The 18,614-nt window shown below is 62.6% G+C and carries 20 protein-coding genes; 7 read left to right on the top strand and 13 right to left on the bottom strand.

The genetic code is table 11. From position 1 onward, the window contains the following. Positions 1-434: 434 nt before the first annotated feature. Positions 435-1,124, bottom strand: coding sequence for a LuxR C-terminal-related transcriptional regulator (locus tag ACCO56_RS23810; protein ID WP_433643366.1), 690 nt, complete (start codon positions 1,122-1,124; stop codon positions 435-437). 65 nt (positions 1,125-1,189) lie between these two features. Further along, positions 1,190-2,170 carry a GlxA family transcriptional regulator gene (locus ACCO56_RS23805; protein WP_433643365.1) on the bottom strand — a complete coding sequence of 327 codons (981 nt, stop codon included), beginning with the start codon at positions 2,168-2,170 and terminating at the stop codon, positions 1,190-1,192. An 89-nt stretch (positions 2,171-2,259) separates the two neighbouring features. Here ACCO56_RS23805 and ACCO56_RS23800 point away from each other — a divergent pair, with 89 nt between their 5' ends. Then, the gene (locus tag ACCO56_RS23800; RefSeq protein WP_433643364.1) at positions 2,260-3,411 is read left to right on the top strand and encodes a DJ-1/PfpI family protein; all 1,152 of its coding nucleotides are present in this window, start codon (positions 2,260-2,262) and stop codon (positions 3,409-3,411) included. Beyond that, positions 3,408-4,643 carry a flavin-dependent oxidoreductase gene (locus tag ACCO56_RS23795; RefSeq protein ID WP_433643363.1) on the top strand — a complete coding sequence of 412 codons (1,236 nt, stop codon included), beginning with the start codon at positions 3,408-3,410 and terminating at the stop codon, positions 4,641-4,643. The genes ACCO56_RS23800 and ACCO56_RS23795 overlap by 4 nt, the downstream gene beginning before the upstream one ends. A gap of 229 nt (positions 4,644-4,872) precedes the next feature. Here the strand turns inward: ACCO56_RS23795 and ACCO56_RS23790 are convergent, their stop codons facing one another. The 3 genes from ACCO56_RS23790 to ACCO56_RS23780 form a co-directional block, all read right to left on the bottom strand. Then, on the bottom strand, positions 4,873-5,913 hold the full coding sequence (locus tag ACCO56_RS23790) for a hypothetical protein (RefSeq protein WP_433643362.1): 1,041 nt from the start codon (positions 5,911-5,913) through the stop codon (positions 4,873-4,875). Further along, positions 5,910-7,985 carry a trypsin-like peptidase domain-containing protein gene (locus ACCO56_RS23785; protein ID WP_433643361.1) on the bottom strand — a complete coding sequence of 692 codons (2,076 nt, stop codon included), beginning with the start codon at positions 7,983-7,985 and terminating at the stop codon, positions 5,910-5,912. Before ACCO56_RS23785 ends, ACCO56_RS23790 begins: the two co-directional genes overlap by 4 nt. 83 nt (positions 7,986-8,068) lie before the next feature. Continuing rightward, positions 8,069-9,838, bottom strand: coding sequence for a peroxidase family protein (locus ACCO56_RS23780; protein ID WP_433643360.1), 1,770 nt, complete (start codon positions 9,836-9,838; stop codon positions 8,069-8,071). Positions 9,839-10,245: 407 nt separating this feature from the next. Here ACCO56_RS23780 and ACCO56_RS23775 point away from each other — a divergent pair, with 407 nt between their 5' ends. Then, positions 10,246-10,380: a hypothetical protein gene (locus ACCO56_RS23775; RefSeq protein WP_433643359.1), complete on the top strand. Its 135-nt coding sequence runs from the start codon at positions 10,246-10,248 to the stop codon at positions 10,378-10,380. A gap of 474 nt (positions 10,381-10,854) precedes the next feature. Here ACCO56_RS23775 and ACCO56_RS23770 read toward each other — a convergent pair whose 3' ends face one another. Next, the gene (locus ACCO56_RS23770) at positions 10,855-11,391 is read right to left on the bottom strand and encodes an AAA family ATPase (RefSeq protein ID WP_433643358.1); all 537 of its coding nucleotides are present in this window, start codon (positions 11,389-11,391) and stop codon (positions 10,855-10,857) included. Between the two features lie 68 nt (positions 11,392-11,459). Further along, positions 11,460-12,185 carry an NAD-dependent epimerase/dehydratase family protein gene (locus ACCO56_RS23765; protein ID WP_433643357.1) on the bottom strand — a complete coding sequence of 242 codons (726 nt, stop codon included), beginning with the start codon at positions 12,183-12,185 and terminating at the stop codon, positions 11,460-11,462. Between the two features lie 478 nt (positions 12,186-12,663). On the opposite strand from ACCO56_RS23765, the gene ACCO56_RS23760 reads away from it, so the two are divergent. Beyond that, positions 12,664-13,545, top strand: coding sequence for an RNA polymerase sigma-70 factor (locus tag ACCO56_RS23760; RefSeq protein WP_433643356.1), 882 nt, complete (start codon positions 12,664-12,666; stop codon positions 13,543-13,545). Between the two features lie 13 nt (positions 13,546-13,558). Here ACCO56_RS23760 and ACCO56_RS23755 read toward each other — a convergent pair whose 3' ends face one another. After that, positions 13,559-14,233: a redoxin family protein gene (locus ACCO56_RS23755; RefSeq protein WP_433643355.1), complete on the bottom strand. Its 675-nt coding sequence runs from the start codon at positions 14,231-14,233 to the stop codon at positions 13,559-13,561. 228 nt (positions 14,234-14,461) lie between these two features. Between ACCO56_RS23755 and ACCO56_RS23750 the strand changes: the two genes are divergently transcribed. Both ACCO56_RS23750 and ACCO56_RS23745 read left to right on the top strand, forming a co-directional pair. Then, positions 14,462-14,716: a hypothetical protein gene (locus ACCO56_RS23750; RefSeq protein ID WP_433643354.1), complete on the top strand. Its 255-nt coding sequence runs from the start codon at positions 14,462-14,464 to the stop codon at positions 14,714-14,716. An 85-nt stretch (positions 14,717-14,801) separates the two neighbouring features. Then, positions 14,802-15,875, top strand: a complete 1,074-nt coding sequence (locus ACCO56_RS23745) for an AI-2E family transporter (RefSeq protein ID WP_433643353.1) — start codon at positions 14,802-14,804, stop codon at positions 15,873-15,875. A gap of 77 nt (positions 15,876-15,952) precedes the next feature. On the opposite strand, the gene ACCO56_RS23740 is transcribed toward ACCO56_RS23745, so the two are convergent. The 5 genes from ACCO56_RS23740 to ACCO56_RS23720 all read right to left on the bottom strand — a co-directional run bounded on the left by ACCO56_RS23740 (position 15,953) and on the right by ACCO56_RS23720 (position 18,106). Beyond that, on the bottom strand, positions 15,953-16,681 hold the full coding sequence (locus ACCO56_RS23740; protein ID WP_433643352.1) for a Crp/Fnr family transcriptional regulator: 729 nt from the start codon (positions 16,679-16,681) through the stop codon (positions 15,953-15,955). A 112-nt stretch (positions 16,682-16,793) separates the two neighbouring features. After that, on the bottom strand, positions 16,794-17,237 hold the full coding sequence (locus tag ACCO56_RS23735) for a diacylglycerol kinase (RefSeq protein WP_433643351.1): 444 nt from the start codon (positions 17,235-17,237) through the stop codon (positions 16,794-16,796). A gap of 35 nt (positions 17,238-17,272) precedes the next feature. Then, positions 17,273-17,569: a DUF6894 family protein gene (locus ACCO56_RS23730; RefSeq protein ID WP_433643350.1), complete on the bottom strand. Its 297-nt coding sequence runs from the start codon at positions 17,567-17,569 to the stop codon at positions 17,273-17,275. A gap of 149 nt (positions 17,570-17,718) precedes the next feature. Then, positions 17,719-17,910, bottom strand: coding sequence for a hypothetical protein (locus ACCO56_RS23725; protein ID WP_433643349.1), 192 nt, complete (start codon positions 17,908-17,910; stop codon positions 17,719-17,721). Between the two features lie 22 nt (positions 17,911-17,932). Further along, entirely contained in the window at positions 17,933-18,106 is a 174-nt protein-coding gene (locus ACCO56_RS23720; RefSeq protein ID WP_433643348.1) for a hypothetical protein, read from the bottom strand. Between the two features lie 120 nt (positions 18,107-18,226). Here ACCO56_RS23720 and ACCO56_RS23715 point away from each other — a divergent pair, with 120 nt between their 5' ends. After that, positions 18,227-18,574, top strand: coding sequence for a DUF1428 domain-containing protein (locus ACCO56_RS23715; RefSeq protein ID WP_433643347.1), 348 nt, complete (start codon positions 18,227-18,229; stop codon positions 18,572-18,574). Positions 18,575-18,614: the final 40 nt, after the last annotated feature.

Genomic DNA, 18,614 nt, shown 5'->3' with positions numbered 1-18,614 from the left:
TCGTCTTTCTCCCCGCGTATTTCGCCTATTGGATTCATGCATTCCCGCGCGGTGCTGATCTTGCAGATGAGGGTGGCGTGTGCGGCGGGGCCCCCTCTCCGTCTCGGCTTCGCCGAGCCACCTCTCCCCCACTTCGTGAGGGAGAGGAAACGCCGGCCGCAAGCTTGACGTCTTTCCTCTCCCCTGCGCGCAGCGCGGGGGAGAGGTGGCTCGGCGAAGCCGAGACGGAGAGGGGGAACTGCCAAGAAACGAGCAAGGCATCTTTCCAGATGTGTGAATATCATAGGTTTTTTGAACGAGGAGAGATGTCCTGCAGGACAGTGAGGCCCCCGCGACCGGTCAAAGACCAACGCCCTTGACGTGGAGACGGCGCTCTATCCTTTGTTTAGCCGCATCTGTGCAATGCCCGAGTCATTCACTTGGCTGCAAATGCTCTAATGCGCCGGCGTCAGGCGGCCTGTTTCGGAAAAAGCCTGCAGGCCAGGCTCGACCTGCATGAGCTGTGGCCTTGGGGTCCCTCGCCTTTCGAGCACCGCAAGCGCCGCCTGGGTCCTGTTCTGAACCCCTAGCTTCTTGAGCAGCGACCTCACATGGACCCGGACGGTGCTGTCGCTTATCTGCAGCCTTCGGCCGATAATCTTGTTGCTGCAGCCTTGGGTAATGAGGGAGAGCACGGAGCTTTCCCTTTGTGTGAGCGACGCGGCCGCTTCTCGCGGCAGCCGTCCCGGCACGTGGGGCCGCACCAGCATGGGCATCATCTGCATCGGCAGGATATGGAGGCCGTTGCGCACCATGCGCGCGGCCTGGGCTATCTCCTCCAGGCTGCTCGAGTCCAGTATTATGGCTCCGACCACGCCGACGAGCGGCGTCAGCGCGTGGAGATCGTCCGCCTCCCTGATCAACACGATACAGCGCGTCAGCTTGTCGGCGCCGAAGGCAAAGAGCTCATCGATGCCGCGCGCCGCATGCGCCATATCGAAGATCACCACCGCATCCGACCAACCTTCGGCTGCACGAAGCAGCGACAGCTTGCGGAGCTTCCTGATCTCTTTGAACTCGCCCTGAACGCTGCGCTCCAGAGCGCTAAGAATGAACGTACTTTCGCTTACTATGATCGCGATCATCCCCGCCTCGCACCCAACTACCCCTTAGGCGTTGTATTCTATTCAGTGCTTCACTTGTAGTGGAACTACATCTTAAGATTAATGCGGACCTCTTTCTGATGTATCGGCAGCGATGATTTCGCGCGCCGGCGCAGGGCCTGCGGCGGCAGGCCGAAGCTCCTGACGAAGGCGCGCCGCATGCGGCCTGCATCGCCGAAGCCGGCTTTCTCGGCAATGCGTTCGAGAGATGCGTGGCCGGTTTCCACCGCCAGCCGCGCGGTTTCCAGCCGCAGGCGTTCCACGGCCTTGGCTGGCGTGGTCCCGGTCTCGGCGACGAAAGCCCGCGCGAAATTGCGTGGACTCATGGCGGCGTGGTCGGCGAGCCGTTCGACGGTGAGCGGCTCTGCCAGGTGCTCCCGCATCCACTCGATCAGGTCGATGAAGCGGCCCGTCCGGCCACCGAGTTCAACGAGCGCCGAGAATTGCGACTGTCCACCCGGGCGTCGATGATGGACGACGAGTTGCTGGGCCGTCCGGCGAGCCACTTCCGGCCCCAGATCGTCCTCGATCAGCGCGAGCGCCAGGTCGATGCCGGCGGAAATGCCGGCCGATGTCCAGATATCGCCGTCCCTGACGAAGATGGAATCCGCCTCGAGCCTCACCTTGGGATAACGCCGGCCGAGATCGCTCGCATTGCCCCAATGCGTGGTAGCGCGCCGGCCGTCCAGCAACCCGGTCTCGGCCAGCAGGAAGGCTCCCGAGCAGACGCTGGCTATGCGACGCGCTCCGATGCGTTTCACCCAGGCGACGATCTCCCTCGCGGCCGCCATGGAGCGGACGATCTCGCCGCCCGACACGACGACCGTATCGAACGGGCCGTCGCTCAGCGGTTCGGCGGAAAGCTTGAAGGAGGATGAACTCTCTACTTCGCCGCCACCCGGCGCGAGAAGCCTGATCTCGTAACTGCCTGGGCGGAACCGCTCCGCCACCTCGAAAGCCGTCATCGGACCGGCCGTATCCAGAAGCTGGAAGCCTGGATGGATGACGATGGCAACCGTACGGATCATGGCAGTTTTTGCCCGTTATATGTCATTTCGGACAGAAGACGGGGGCGATAGGCTTACGTCAAGGTGAAATCCTCAATGAGGTCGCGTCCATGAAGCGGAGGCTCGTGCTGTGGAGCGGCCTGGGCGCCGCGACGATCTTGTTGGCCGCCGGCGGAGCATGGCTCCTTTCGCTGCCGCCGGCACCGGCCGCGGCCGCCGCGCCCGTGATCGCCAGCGCAGAAGCCGAGGCCGCCATCGACGCCTTGAAACCGCCGAAGCGGCCCCGCCCGCTGATCGCGATCATCGGCATCAACGACGCCACCGAGACCACCGACTATCTCATGCCCTACGGCATTCTGCGCCGCGCCGACGTGGCCGATGTGATGATGCTGGCCACCGGCGCAGGCCCGGTGCAGCTCTACCCCGCCCTCAGGGTCGAGCCTGATGCTACCCTCGCCGATTTCGATGCGCGCCATCCCGAGGGCGCCGACTATGTAATCGTTCCCGCGATGAGCCGTGACGATGATCCGGCGGTGCTTCGGTGGCTCAAAAGACAGGCACAGAAGGGCGCCACTATCATCGGCGTCTGCGCAGGAACGAAGATCGTCGCGGCCGCCGGGCTGCTCGACGGCAAGAAGGCGACGACCCATTGGTATTATGTCGATGAACTGCGCGAAAGGTACCCCGCAATCCGATACGTCCGGGATCGCCGGCTGGTGGCCGACGAGAACGTCGCCACGACCACCGGCATCACCGCCTCGATGCCTGCCATGCTCACGCTGATCGAGGCTATCGGCGGGCGCGGCAAGGCCGAAGCGGCGGCCCGGGGCCTCGGCCTGACGGAATGGGACGCGCGTCACGACAGCAGCGCATTCAACTTCACGCGTCCTTTCGCGCTGACTGCGATCGGCAACACGCTTGCCTTCTGGGATCACGAGCGGCTCGGAATCGAACTCGCGCCTGGTCTGGACGAAGTGTCGCTCGCCCTGGTCGCCGATGCATGGTCGCGAACCTATCGATCGCGCGCGGAGACCTTTGCCGGTGCCGGCGGCGCGATCGAGACCAAGAACGGTGTTCGCATCATTCCCGATCGGGTGGCAGCGGAATGGGACGAGGACAGGCGCGTTTCATTGGTTGGGGAGCAAGCACCGGCGACGGCACTGGACGAAGCGCTGAATGCGATCTCCCAGCGCTACGGCGCCCGCACCGCCGACTTCGTTGCCACGCAGCTCGAATATCCCCGACAAGGAGGACCACCATGAAAGCTTTAATCGCGGGCGCCGGAATCGGCGGGTTGATCACCGCCCTCTTCCTCCGCGAAGCAGGGATCGACGTCGAGATTTTCGAGCGCGCCGACGCGGTGCGCGAACTCGGCGTCGGCATCAATATGCTGCCTCACGCCGTCCGCGAACTCGCCGGTCTGGGCCTGATGCCGGAGCTCGACACGCATGGGATCCGCACGCGCGAACTCATCTACGCCAACCGCTTCGGCCAGACGGTGTGGCAGGAATTGCGAGGCGTCGACGCCGGCTACGACGTGCCGCAGATCAGCATTCATCGCGGGCGGCTGCTGGGCCTGATCCACGAGGCTGTGATCGAAAAGCTCGGCCGTGACGTGATACGGACCGGATGCCGCGTCGAGGGGTTCGAACAAGCTGTCGATAGTGTCTCGGTCCGCCTCGCGGGCCATGACGGGAGAAGTGGCCGCGCCCAGGGCGACCTGCTGATCGGCGCCGACGGGATACACTCGACAGTGCGCGCCCAGCTTTATCCCGACGAGGGACCGCCGATCTGGAACGGCGTGATGCTGTGGCGCGGCGTCGCCGAATGGCCGGTCTGGCGCGACGGACGTACGATGGCGATCGCCGGCGGCAATTTCGCGAAATTCGTCTTCTATCCCATCGCGGCGGATCCGGAGCGGCCCGACATCAGGCTGACCAACTGGGCCGTGATGGCGACGACTGGCCCAAGAGGCGCATCGCCCTCGCGTCGGGAGGACTGGACGCGATACGGCGTTCTCGAGGAAGCCCTGCCCTTCGTTCGCAACCGGTTCCGCCTCGACTTCGTGGACCCGGCGGCGATCATCCAAACGACGGGGAACTTCTACGAATATCCGAACTGCGACCGTGAACCTCTGCCGCGCTGGTCGTTCGGGCGCGTCACCCTGCTCGGGGATGCGGCGCACCCCATGTATCCGGTGGGTTCGAACGGCGCCTCCCAAGCCATCCTCGATGCCAAATCCCTCGCGTTGCATTTGCGCGTGGCGGGCACGATCGGGGAAGCGCTTTCCGCTTACGACCAGGAGCGCCGCCCTGCCACATCCGGGATCGTGCTTGCCAACCGCCAGGGCGGACCGGAAGGCGTCATCGATCTGGTCGAGGCGCGCGCACCCGACGGCTTCGGCGACATCGACGCGGTTGCGTCCCACGAGGAGCGCGAGGGCGTCGTGCGCGGCTACGCGTCATTGGCCGGGTTTGCGAAGCGGAAGGAATAATGTGTCGGTGATTGGCCGTTTCGTGTGGCAGGCCCCCCTCTGTCCTGCCGGACATCTCCCCCACAAAGGGGGGAGATTGGCCTTCATGTTCGCTTTCGCCAATCGTCTGCAGAACAAGTGCCGTCGTTGACGACAGCCAATCTCCCCCCTTGAGGGGGAGATGTCCGGCAGGACAGAGGGGGTGTCTCGCGCAAACGGCCAATCACCATCACTCTCGCGATGCACACCATCAAATAGCGCCGTTGATCACGCTTCTGAAACGCGTCGCCACCTTCCCGAAACCCGAAGACGTTCCATGGATCTCGTCGGCCCATTCGCCGAGAGCCAATGTTCCGCGCACGTCGACGACGTGGACATGCGTCGACGTGCTCTTTCCAGCCACGCGGCTCAACATGTCGTAAAGCGCATCGATCAGGATGCGGATGATGTCGCGCTGCAGGCCGGGATCGACGATGCCCTTTTTCTTCATGGGGCCGCCGAGCCACTCGTCCTGCCTGGCATAGACCGGCCTGCGGGTATCGCCCGGGAAGCCGCCGGGAATGGCGTAGTCATAGCCATGAATGAAGATGGGCAGGGTGGCGAACGAACTGTCCCTGCGGATCGTCGAGACAACCTTGGCGTAATCTTCCTGGAGCGTCGTCAGGATGGTGGCAAGCTGTGCGTTGTCGATGTGCCACGCGGCATCCTTGCCGGGGCTGTGCTGCTTCAGGAGCCTGCCCAGCACCGGTTCACCCAGCAGATCCTCGCCGATTACGTCGTTTCCCGCGGCAGAGAACAGGAAGCCCCCGACACCGTTGGCCTTCTGCCTGACCAGGGCTTGCATGTACTCCGGGTTGCGGTTGACCATGTTGTCGCTGGTATCCCCGGCGGCGTCCAGGCTCCAGATCAGAAAATGGGGATCGAGCTGGTCGATGACGTCGTCGATCAGGAACGGAAACTGGAACCACGAATCCCCTTCCGAGACGAGCACGGGCTTTCTCTCACCAAGGGCGAGGCGGCGATCGAAGCGCGCCTGGCGACGCCATCTGGCAATCGCGTTTCCCCATCGGATCGCGCTCTCGACGTCGAAGTCCGCCTCCGGCGTCATGTCGACCTTGGACGGGTCCGGAACGATGTTCGGATCAAACGGCCCGCTTTCCCCCGGTCTGGCGGTCAGGTAGTTGGCGATTTCCGAATCCGGGACATCCGGGTCCATCAACAGCTGCTTGAACTCGCTGTAGGGTAGTTTCACGGACGTATTGGCCGAAGTCTTCGATAATGGCTTTGTCATGCCGATCGCCTCCTAGCGGCGCGCTTGCGGACGTTTCTCGGTTTTTCGGACGCCAGAAGCTTGTCGATGATAGCGTCGATGTCGCCGACCTCGGTCGTCACCGGTCTGTCCCTCTTGGAGAGCGAAAGCCGCATGGCGATAGGGCGATGGTCGGAGATATTGTCGATGAAGTCCGACATGCTCCGGTCCTTGGCGACGATGAAATAGTCGACCGAGCCGACAGTCTGCTTCATTCCTGGAGACAGGAACACGTTGTCGATCGCCGACTGCGGTCCCTTGAGATAGGTGAACGCCCCTTCCCGCTCGTCCTGTGCTCCGAGAATGGCAAAGCCAGCATCCTCGATCGCCTTGAAGTCTTCCGAGGCGAGCGGCGCGTTCATGTCGCCACCAAGGATGACGTCGAGCCCGGTTTCCTGACTCAGGTCTTCGATCGCCCGCGCCAGAATACGCGAGGCGAGCCTGCGCCGTAGGCTGCCCTCGTCCATCGCCTTCAAGTGCAAGGGGACCACATAGAACGAGTATTCCGGCATGTCTCCGGCAGTGCTGAAGCGGAACAGTCCGGGATAGCGGTCGAATATCTTGCCGTGCAGAGCCTCCGGCCCAACCTCGGGGTCGTCGCTGCGCCGGCGCAGCAGCGGTTCCACATTGCTTGGCCACGCCATCGTTTTTCCCGACAGGGACGACTTTTTCCATATCATGGCCGTCGACTGTTTCCCGTCAGGCGCATCGGGCTCGGAGAAACCGCATTCGTATCGGTCGCCATAGATCTCCGCGATGCGGTCGACCAATGCCCGCACGCCATTGGGCGAAACTTCCGACAGCCCCCAGGCATCGAGGTTCAGGTCGGCGATGATGCGGGCGGCACCATTGAGCTTGCGGTCGTCCGTCCACCGCGTGGCCAGCCACTCGATGTTCCAGAAGCCGATGTCGATGTCCTGATCCGTTCCGCGGTAGGTGTCGACCACCGCTTCCGGGCGGACCCGTTCAGACGGGAGATCCCTACCCAAAGCGCCGAAAAAGCCCGACATGGTGTCGGAGCCGCCGATTTCCCGCAAAACGGTTTCCGCATGCGAGGCGTCGGTCCCGCCGGACCGCATCTTGTTCTCGAGATCGAGGGCGATTGCCGCGATCTTGATTCCCTCGTTCACGACGTCCGTCCAGTTACCATCCCGCAGTTTGACGCGCTCCTGCCGGCTCGCATGATGGAGCGCGATCAACCTCCCGCGGTGGTCGAAGACCGGAGCGCCCGACGAGCCCCTCATCGTATCCGAGGAATAATGGATGATCCTGGTTTTGATGCTGATGATGTCGGTGTCGTCGAGGCTGACCTCCTTGGGCTGGCCGTCGGGATGATGGATGACGAATGCCTGCGAGCCCTCATTGACCGTAAAGGAAGAACGCTCCATCGGTATCGAACCGAATTCGCCATGCGCGGCGTTCTCGATCCACACGAAGGTGTAATCCAGGCCGTCCTTGGCGGGACTCGTTACAAACAGGCGGCTTGGATCGAGAACGAATGTCTGCGTCGCCCGGGGTCGTGCTGCATTGCCCTGCAGAAGATTCTCGGCGGAAATCTCGTAGTTGAATTCCACCTTGGCGGTGCGGGCGACCGGCACCGAGTTGAGAACATGGTGATTTGTCAGGAAGAGGTTTGGCCCGACAAGAAATCCCGTCCCGCTCCATCGGCCCTGGTTTTCCTGATAATCGATCCCTTCGGCAGTAACGATAGCGACGGCCCGCTCCCTTTGGGCGAGCACTTGCAGCAAGCTGGCGGGCGATGTGACGTATCTGCCCACGGCTGCTTCGAGGGTCCACCCGCTGAGCATCTTCGAGGGATCGTCGACGCCGCCTCCGTCTCCCACATCCGAGAAGGGACGGTCGGTCGGATTGACCTTTTCAACGAACGGCGCGTCTCGTTTGGCAGGCGGATGCCCGTTGGGCCAAACGCTCATGTCTGCTTTTTCCGGCGTGGCGACTGCCGGGGCAGGCACCGTATCGCGCCTGCTGGAAATGGCCTCCAGTTTGGACACAAGCTCGGAGACCAGCGAAACGATTTCCTGATCCACTACCATCTTTCGCCCCTAACGACCACTGCCGCGCCAATGCCGGCGTCATGCGGGCATTGGCGATCTGTCTGACAAGGCCTCGTCGCGACCTATTCCATCACGGCCGCAAAGCGCATCCACTTGGCGATGGAATCGATCGTGCTGCCGTCCGCCATGCGCAGCGGGCTATGTTCGGGGATGAATCCTCGAGACAGCGCCGAGTCGGGATCAGCCAGCAGCACGCCGACAAAGGTCGAGGCGACGAGCCAGCTTCCGAGTTCGCCGAGCCGTTCGCCCCCTCCGGCTTCCGCTTCCGCCAGGAGATAGAACCAGAGCGGCGTCCGTTCATACATCCTCGAGGGAACGTTGCGAAGGAAGTCTCTCAGGTTCGGCTTATGGTCGAAAATCGCCGATACGTCCGCTATGGGAGACGTGTCCAGCGCGCCCTGCTGCTTCAGGTAGTTGTGGAGCGCCTGGCCGGTGGGAAGTCTCAGATTGTACCCCCTGCGGAGATTGCGGCGGGCCAGATTCTTGAACAGCTTGGTGAGCTGCTCGTCCGGCTGGTCGTTGCCCTCCTTGACCATGTCGCCGAGCGGCGGCGCGATTTCGGTGTCTATCTTCCTGGCCACACGCGGCGGCAGGCCATCCTCGGAACCATGCGGCGCGACACCGACGAACCTGGCCCAATCGATGACCCAGTTCTTCGGCAGCCTTTTTTCGTCGGCGATGTTGCCACCGCCGCCCGTGAAGCCGAACAGGAGGTTGAGCGGAGCATTGTCGATGATGGCGTTGGCACCCCGTCCGAAGTTCTTGTTGTAATCATAGGCTGCCCGGACCATCGAATGCCCGAAGCGGTAAGCCGCTGTCGAAAACTCGAGCGGCAGCGCATTGCCCAGCCTCGTGCCTTGGCGCCTTGAATCGAATTCGGAACGGAATTTGAAGAAATGCGAGGCACGGTCTTCGACCACCCGGTCCACGACCGCGGGTTCGCAGAGCCCCTTCAGATAGCCTTCGACGATCAGCCATTGATAATGCAGGCGCGTCAGCGTCTGCGCGGAACTGAAGTCCGGAAGCCAGCCGGTGTTGTGGCCGGCCAGGAAATCGACCACCTTGTTGTGGAAGCGCAGAAAGCTGAGATGGAACTGCGCGACGACCAGGTTTTCGTCGTTGCGCGTGTCGCCGATCAACGCCCTTTGGCCCAGTTCGGTCTCGAACTTCTCGAAATCGGCCTGGCTCATCGATGCCTCGGCGAGCCGAAGTGCGGCTTTGCGCACGGACGCCTGCACCTGGACATAGCGCGGCAGGTCCCGATGTTCGTCCAGACCGTCGGGCAGCGGCCCCGGATCGATGGCGGTGCCGACCCGCATCTTGTTCACTTGCGTCGGATGGCGCATACCGGAAATCACGGTGACGACATCGGCGGTCACGCCGGGACCGATGGGAGAGCCGCCGTAAACGCTGTCCAGATCGAAGCGGGGAGATCGCGCATTCCTCAGCTTGCTTTCCACGAGAGAGGACGCAACCGGAGGATGGGCATTGAGCATGCTCGTGATGTCGCCCTCTCGGTCGGTGCGCGCCGTCAGTTCGTGGTCCAGGAACTGCCCCCAATAAGTAAGCACAGGCGGCAGGGTCGAATCGTTGGAAGGCGTCTCGACCGCGGCTTCGACCATGAGGTCGCCGAGCTGGTCCAACTCCCCGACAGTTTCACCGGTTTCCGGCAGATAGTGTTCGGGGGCATCCAGCGGCGGCATGAGATATCCGAAGTCCGCCTGCTCGTCGACGGCAATATCCGTGCCCGCGGGCGGGCCGGCCTCCAGATTCAATTCCCTGAATATTCTCGCCTTTTCTTTTCCGCCATGAGACTGGAACAAGACAGTCATCTTTCCGATCCTATCTTTTTCGACGACACATTCTCCCAGAATAAACGAAATTGCCATTCGATAGTATTTACCTAATTGAGGTACTATGGAGGGTAGATAGCATGGATATTAGCTATACAAAATTTTAGGCGTAATTCGTTTCGAATTCTGATGGCAATCAATTTCAGGAAAATTTCAGCTTAATAGAAAAACAACTATGGAATCTAGGATACCATCTATTTTACTTTCACATCTTAAGGTAATTTTGTTGAGGATTGGTTGTTCCTTCGGGCGCACAGCCTTGATACTCCCAAGAATTGCCGGAAAAAAGCGAACGATCGGATGGGAACAATCCGCCATCTCCACTGTTTCGCGCCATCGGATCGATGTTCCGCCTGGAGATGACGACTTCCGAAACGGGAGGGATCATGGCCCCAAGACATGCCCTATGGGTTGCCGTGATGGCGGTGATCGCAGCGATTGTCGTCTATCTGCTCGTGGCCGGCCAAAACAGGCCCGGACCAGGGCAGCCGCCACCTCACGCGCTGGATCAGTCCCAATGAGATTCGGTCAACCGCCCCAGGGCGGTCCTGCGCCAATTCAAGAGAGCCGCTGCCAACTTATATCATTCTTTATTGTATGGGCCGACGAAGGGCCTCATGGTTGATCGTTGCCGGCCTGATGACATGGGCGCCGCCAATTGAAAGAGACGATCTGAGCTTTCGCCCCAAGAGAACAGAAAGGGGCAAAGCCATGCTGGGGTATCCCGACCTCCCGCCGTCGACTTCAGTCGAAGTCGCCGGCTCCCTAGGCGAGTGGTTCGTCCGCATCACCAAAGATGGTGCGAGCACAATTCATGCATTCGAACGTCGGCGTTTTGCACTGGCCTTTGCCGAAGAGCAGAGGGCTCGGCTAGGTGTCGATCGCATTGTCATAACCGAGGAGAACGCCAGCGCACTCTGGTCCCGAGACATGAAGTAGCGATCGCGTCATATGCGGAAGTCTTGCTGCTCGGTTTTGCCTCCCACTGGCGCGTGTCACCGCGCCAGGAGAAATTCCCGGCTCCGCACGGCCTGGATGACCGCGCCCAGCGTTTCCTCCCGGCTCCACCCGTCCGTCGCGAGCGCATGGCGCTCGAGATCTCCGAGCGAAGAGAGTTGCCGGTAGAGCGACGCGATCGGCACCGGATCCGAAAGCGTGTTCCCGCCGCGCTCGCGGCAGCGCCGGATGGCCTCGCCGAGTGGCGGGCGCAGCACGACATAGTGCAGCGGCGCCGTGGTTCTCTTGAATGGCTCCAGGAACCAGGGCCCGACGATGCCGTCGACGACGACGAAATAACCGCCGCGGGCATAACCTTCCGCCGCCTTGGCCAGCACGTCGACCACCACCGTATTCTGTGCCTGCGCTTCGGGCAGGTAGGGCGCGATCGCCCCGTTCCTGATGAAATGCCAGAAGTCGTCGGCATGCAGATGCACCTTCGCCGCTCCCGGCTCCCTGGCCAGCGCTCGCGCCGTCGTCGTCTTTCCCGATCCCGGAGGACCGGTCAGGATAAGGATTTCGCCTGCATGTTCCATGAGGCGGGGCCTAGCACAAAGCGGCGCGTCGGGGAACCTGGAGCGGCGGGCACATCACTGCGATCCGTTCATCCGCGCCGGAAGGCCGGGCTCCATCCCAGTTCCTGGCGCGCCTTCTCCGCGGCAACGAACGCATTGTCGTCGACAACGTTGTAGACGCCGCGGCGGCCCTTTTCTATCGCCAGAAGCGCTGCCTGCGCGGCGGCCTGGACATGGAGCGAATATGGAGCCTGGGCCTGTTCACTGCTCGTACCCGGTCCATAAAGCAGCCCATAACGCAACACGATCCCCTCCACGGGTGGCGTGTCCAGCACCGCCTGCTCGAGCGCCAGCACGGCTTCCAGGACCACGCGCAGGTCGGCATCGGCCGTGCCGAGCGCGTCCTCTTCCCGATGCGGTTCGGGGCCGGACGCATAAAACCAGGCAAGGCTCTGGGCGATGGCCCGCCGCGTTCCCGCTTTGCTCGCCGCCTCCATCAGATTGCGTGTGCCTTCGCTCCAGATGCGGGCGTTGCGTATCTTGCCCTCGACCATTGCCTCGGGGCTCAGATCCCTGGGCAGGTCGGTCAGCATGTGGACAAGGATGTCGGGTCGGATCCGCGATAAGGCCGCGTCGACGGCGGAAACATCGAACACGTCGAGGACCACGGGTTCCGCGCCCGCTGCCTCGAGCGCATGCGCCCTGTCCGGGGAACGCGTGGTTCCGAAGACGCGGTAGCCCGCCTCGAGCAGAAGCGGTACGAGCTGTCGCCCGATCGCGCCCGAAGCGCCGGCCAGAAAGATATTGGTGCTCATCGTCGTTTTTCCTTCGGTTGGGAGGAAGCTTCCTGGGAGAACGCGCCCTGGGCGCGACCCAGCACCCAAGAAGACGAAGGAGAAGCGACGCTGTGACAGCCTGCGCGATTTCCTCGGCGATGCCGACCGACGAACCTTGCCGCTTTCAGGCCCACCTTAGCGATCGACGCCTGGACCGTCGGGCGGCCGGCCGCCATGTTGCGGAATGGATCCACGGATCAACCTCGCTTCGCTCGGGTCCGTCGATGACGAAGCCGCAATGTCGATACCAACCGTCATTCGTCGGCGACTGGCGTCCGGCAATATTGCAATAGCGATCCTCGGGCCGACGCCGAGCGAAGCGATGGCGATATGAGGATCCATTCCGTTGCGTTTCGGCCAGTCGTTCAAGGGTGCAGAATCCGGATCGACCGAAACTGTCACAACGACCGTTGCCGATCGTCTATATGCTGCAGTTCAGGTTTGGAGATGGATTCCCTTGCTCGTCGGCCATGACATCGAAACCCACAGGTCGCGCCTGTTCGGCCTTGCCTACCGCATGCTGGGCTCCCGCCAGGATGCCGAAGACGCGGTGCAGGAGGCGTTCTTGCGCTGGTATCGGACGGACACGGCGGAGGTCCGCTCGGCAGAGGCATGGCTGACGACCGTCTTGTCGCGCATCTGTGTCGATCGCCTGCGCAAGGCTGCCGCCGAGCGGGACGCTTATGTCGGACCCTGGCTGCCGGAGCCGCTCGTCGGCGAGGAGGCGCCTCCCTTTCGCGCGGCGGAACTCGCCTCGGACCTGTCGACGGCGCTGCTCGTCGTGCTGGAGCAACTGTCGCCGGAGGAACGTGTCGCCTTCCTGATGCACGACGTGTTCGACTGCGGCTATCCCGACATCGCCGGCGCCCTCGGGAAAAGCGAGATGGCGTGCCGGCAACTCGTCCATCGCGCCCGCCAGCGCGTGCGCAGAGACCGGCCGCGCTTCGAGGTATCGCCGGCGGCTCACCAGCAGCTCGTCATGCGCTATGTAGAGGCCGTCCATGAGCGGGATGCGCAACGGATTGCCGAATTGCTCGCGCCCGACGCGGTGCTCGTCAGCGACGGCGGCGGCAAGGTCTGGGCCGCGCTGCGTCCAGTGATCGGAGCCCAGCGGATCGCGCGCCTAGAGGTGGGCGTCGTCGGCAAATTGTCGGGTCGATTGTCATTCCGCATCGTTGCCGTCAACGGCAAGGCGGGTGCGATCGGCTTCCTTGACGGCCGCCCCTATGCGGCGACCTCGTTCGAAACCGACGGAGAACGCATCCTGTCGGTCCTGCGCGTGCTGAATCCGCAGAAGCTCGCAGGCTTGGCGCATCTGACGAGGTTGGAGACACAGTAAGCGGGAATGCTCTTTACACGACCCGCCCTACAGCCTCGATCAGCTCGTCCGTGCTGGGCCTCGCGAACATGCGGCGTCCATCTTCGGGGACCTCGGTGAAGCTCCAGCGGATGACGCCTTCCCGGTCGAGCAGGAATTGGCCGAAGAGCTGGCCGTCACCGGTCGCGGCCATTTCCCTGTCGGTATCGGTCATCTCATAGCCGTCCCTGGTGTTGAGCACTTCCGCCGCAGCCATCGGATTCATCGGTCCGGGCAATTCGCCGGGCATGTCCACCACAATGCTGCGCACCGTATCGAGGCCTACCTTCCGGGGCCAGACGGTTTCGTTCTCGGTGAATTCAAAAGTCGGCAGGCCGAAGGCTCGGTGCGATTGCCGCTCGGGATCGGCGGCCGCCAGCAGGCCGGGAATGGGATGGTAGCGAAGGTAGAGCCGCGCGCGATCGATCGGCGTGTTTACGACGGAGAGGCACTCGACCCCCTTCTCGCGCAGGATCGCGTCGGTCTGCGCCTGGGCAGCGAGATGGCGACGGCAGAAGGGACAATGGAGCCCTCTGAAAAGCCCGACCAGTAGCGGCTGCCCGCGATAGTCGTCGATGGCGATCCGCCCCTGGCGGGTAATCGCCTCGAGAACGACATTCGGCGCCCGATCGCCGGGCTGCAAGACATCGCCGCCGTGGTCTTCCGGCATCCGTCACCACCCTTGGAATCTTCGCCCTGAAAGACCTGCCCGCTGCTCGCCGCGCCCCCGCCGGGCGCGGCGACAGGGCCGCCAAGTGGCGAGGGTAACCCAGGGCTGCAAAACTTCAACCAACCCGCGGTTACTCCCGAGGCGAAATCCGATGTGCTACGTTCAACTCGACGCGACCGGCAGTTGATTGCCACCCCATTGGGCCCCGATGCGGCAGGAGGAACAGGCATGCTGAAATCGATGATCAATCTCGGCATGCTGGGGCTCGAGGCCCAGCAGGTGATGATGCTGCGCAGCTTCAGGATCGCCGGCGACCTCGCCTCGGCCAATCTCGAAATGCAGCGCATGGTGGCGGAGAAAATTTTCGCGGCCGGGGATGCGAGCTTCACCCTGATGCGGCGGGGATCCCTCGACAAGGTCGTCAGCGGCTATCGCGGAAAGGTTCGCGCCAACGCGCGGCGCCTCCGCGCCCGCAAATCGTGACAGCTGCCTGCCTGGATTGTCCGATGCGCCCCGGCATGTTTTCGGATATGCCGAGCCTCGAGACATTGGTTCGGGAAGCCCCGGTTTGACAGTCAATCGCACCACAGCGTTGGTCCTGCTTGCGATCGCGGCGACGATCGCGCTTGCGATCGTGCTCTATGTCGTCTGGCAGGCGATCTTCTGGGCGGTCGTCCTCGGCATCCTGTTCCGGCCGATTCAACAATGGGTCGAGGCGAAATTCCGGCTGCGGCCCGGCCTCGCCGCCGCCGTAACGCTGCTCCTGACCCTCGTTTTCGTGCAGATACCGATCTTCATCCTGGGATCGATGATCGTCACGGAAGGCGCGGCGGTCTACCAACGCATCGAGAGCAGCCAGTTCGATCTCGGCGCGACGCTCGGGTGGCTGGAGCAGCTCGTCCCGCAGCAGACCTGGCAGTGGCTCGAGGGGCTCGGCGTCGATTTCGGCGCGATCACCGAAAGGGTTCAGACGGCGGTGATGCGCGGCGGACAGTTCGCCCTCTCGCTGCTGGTCGGCGCCGGCCAGAACGCCGCCAGCTTCGTCATGAATTTCTTTCTGATGGTCTATCTGCTCTATTTCATCCTTCGCGACGGCGACGAGATGTATCGGAGAATGTTCGCCATCATCCCGCTACCCAGCGACCAGAAGCAGCGCCTCTTCGCCAAATTCGCCGAAGTCTCGATCGCCACGCTCAAGGGAACGTTCGTCGTCGGCGTGACGCAGGGCGTGCTGGGCGGCCTGATCTTCTTCTTTCTCGGCATCAATGGCGCCGTGTTCTGGGGCGCGGTGATGGCGCTGGTGTCGGTGCTGCCCGCAGTCGGCGCTGCCCTGATCTGGTTCCCAGCCGCCGTATTCCTGATCATCGGCGGCTCCTGGATCAAGGGAGCGATCCTGCTCGCCTATGGCACGTTGGTGATCAGCATGTCGGACAACGTGCTGCGGCCGGTCGTCGTCGGGCGGCAGACGCGGATGCCCGACTATCTCGTGCTCTTCTCGACCATCGGCGGGCTCGCCGTGCTCGGCGTCAGCGGCTTCGTGCTCGGCCCCGTGATCGCCGCGCTTTTCCTGGTGAGTTGGGAACTCGTGGCCGAGGAGCGCACCGGCAAAGAACAGCGGCCGGCAAAGGCCGACATGCTTTAAGCTATGGTTTATGCCTGTCGTCTGCCCAAACCGCTGCCCACCTTTGGGCGACATGCATTAGCCACACAAGCGCGGCTTCATCTCGGTTCTTGAGTCAAATTGAGATAGAGGGGGTCGAATTCCGCAAAGCTTCTCAACCCGTCGAAATCATCGACGTTCACCGTGCTGCCGCGCCAGCGGATGAGCTTGGTGCCGCGAAGCTCCTGAAGGGTCCTGTTGACGTGAACGTTGGAGAGGCCGAGCATGTCGCCCAGTTCCGACTGGGTGACCGGAAACTCGAACTCGCCGTTCTCCGCCTGCCCCACGATTTCCAGCCGCAGATAGAGTTCGCAGATAAGATGAGCGAGATGCTGGATCGCGGAACGTCTGCCCAGGCAGGTGATCCAGGCCCTTTGGATGGCCCCATCCACCACGGTGGAGAGCCAGAACATCCGGGCCAGATGCGGGTTGGTTTCGGTTATCGTCCTCAGGCTTGCATGAGGAATGAAGGCGACCTTGCAGGGTGACAAGGCGACGATGCCGTGATCCATCTGCTTCAGCAGGAAACCATGCAGATCGACGAAATCGCCGGAAATATGAACCGCGGTCAATTGCGTCTTTCCGCTCGAGAGATGTTGTGCTCTCGCCGTGAAGCCTTCCAGCATGAGACAGCTCTCCTGGGGACGGCTTCCCTCCGCGATGATATCGGCGCCGGCCTTATAGTCCTTTAGTCTCTTTGGCAGTCCTTCCAGGATAGCTTTCTCCTCTTCCGTCAGCCGGTCGCGTCTGGAGAAAGCGGCGACAAGTGGATCGAGAGGTCTCTGCAATCGTCATACCCCGGATCAATGATGGGCGGGTGTTGCGCCGGCATGCTACGTGCCGAATTTCTCTATACACCACTGGGAACAGCCCCATTGCCCAAATGTTGGATTTCTTCCTTTATTTCGGTTCACCAACGGCTCTTGCCGACGTTCCCGGCTTCTTGCCGGACGCGGTCAACCAACGCGGGTCGAACCACCGATCGGCCGGCCCGTCATAAGGCAGGCGCGTGACGTCCCAATGGCTGACAAATCGGGCATAGGCGTCCCAGACGGGCGGGCCACCGCCGATATAGACGATACGGCCGGCAAAGCGCCTGAGTGTCTGCTCGGGATCCATCGAGGAGCGCAGCACGAACAGCTCGCGATCGCCGCGCGCGAATCCGGGAATGGCGTCGATCGTTTTCGGCCCGGCGAGCAGCACGTGCCCGCGCGTGATGTCGAAGAAACGCGCGACGTCGGCAACGAATTCCGGAGACTTGTTGCCTTCCCACGGCAGCACGCCGTCGAGCCCGAGCTGGCCTGACTGGCCGATGGCGCAGATTACCCTGACGATCGTCTGCATGAGGTCCCCTCGGATCACATGCCGGGCGGCCCCGGCTACATCATAGGGGATGCTAGCGGCGGAGACACGCCATTGGAAGTCTCGGGATCCATGGACTTCCCGTCCTGGCGGGTGATCAGGACCAATGATGCCGTGAAGACGACCCGGCCCTCTTCATCCCGAACGTGAACCGACAATTCGCGCACGGGGTGGCGCGGCAAGGCATCCCTTGCCATATCCGGCAAGGCGTCCAGGGCGGCCCACCGCACTTCTTCCATTGTGGCAAGGTCCAAGCCGGTCTGATCGACCGCCAGCGACCGCCCGTCATTCGTGTCAAAATAGTAGCGCGGCATTGAAAAGGCTCGCATCCGCCCTTCGAACCGAGCTCCACGACTATTGTTCCGACAAATGTTAGAGCTGCGCATGCTCTCCGCGGCGTTCCGGAAATGCTTACGGGCCGTCGTCTATGGTGAAGACGCCTCGCCCCTGCCCGACTGGATGCTCAATCGGTCTCGCAGGGTTCGGCGAAGACGCTCGGCCTTTTCCTGGTGGGCAGGGAAGCGACGATCGTCTCGAGCCGAAACGCCTCGTCTTCCATTCCCGCCCAGCGCAGCTTGCCGATCAGCTTCGCCCATCGTTGGGAGCGGAGCGCGAGGGTGTCCGCGGCTCCCTTGGCAAACTTCGTTTCCAGCATTTCCGCCTCCTGTCATCCGTTCCTACGGCCGCCGGCCCCGCGCAATGGCTTCGCCGCAGATCTCCGGCCAGCCGGCGTCCATGCCTGCCAGCAGCGCGACCTCCATGGCGGCAAGCGTCCGCTCGAGGCGCCGGCGCTCCCGATAATCCTTGATCGATCCCAATGCTGCCTGCATTCTGCGCGATAGTGACGACATCCGGGAACTCCAGTGGTTGCACGCCGTTCTGCGAACCATCTGTAAACCGCCGCTGTTTCACGGGTTTTTCCGGAACCGCACGGAAGTGTTTCTTTTGTTTCCAGACCGATGGAGGAGGCCATGGCCTATATCGACGGGTATCTCGTACCGGTTCCCACGGGAAAGAAGGACGCTTATTTTGCGCTCGCGGCAAAAGCCGCGCAGGTCTTCAGGGACCATGGCGCGATCCGGGTTGTCGAGTGCTGGGGCGATGAGGTGCCCGACGGCAAGGTGACCGATTTCAAGCGCGCGGTGAAGGCCGAGAGCAGCGAGAGCGTCGTCTTCTCCTGGGTGGAATGGCCCGACAAGGCGACGCGCGACACCGGCATGGCCAAGGCGATGGAGGACCCGCGCATGGAGGGCGGCGAAATGCCCTTTGATGGCCAGCGCATGGTGTTCGGCGGCTTTGTGGCGGTCGTGGACGAATAGGCAGAAACAACAATCTCCACAGCCTTAAGTTACAAAAGCC

This window comes from Mesorhizobium sp. 1B3 (assembly GCF_050958605.1).
Classification (GTDB): domain Bacteria; phylum Pseudomonadota; class Alphaproteobacteria; order Rhizobiales; family Rhizobiaceae.
The sequence above is the reverse complement of the archived record's forward strand: the minus strand, read 5'-3'. Positions and strand labels throughout refer to the sequence as shown.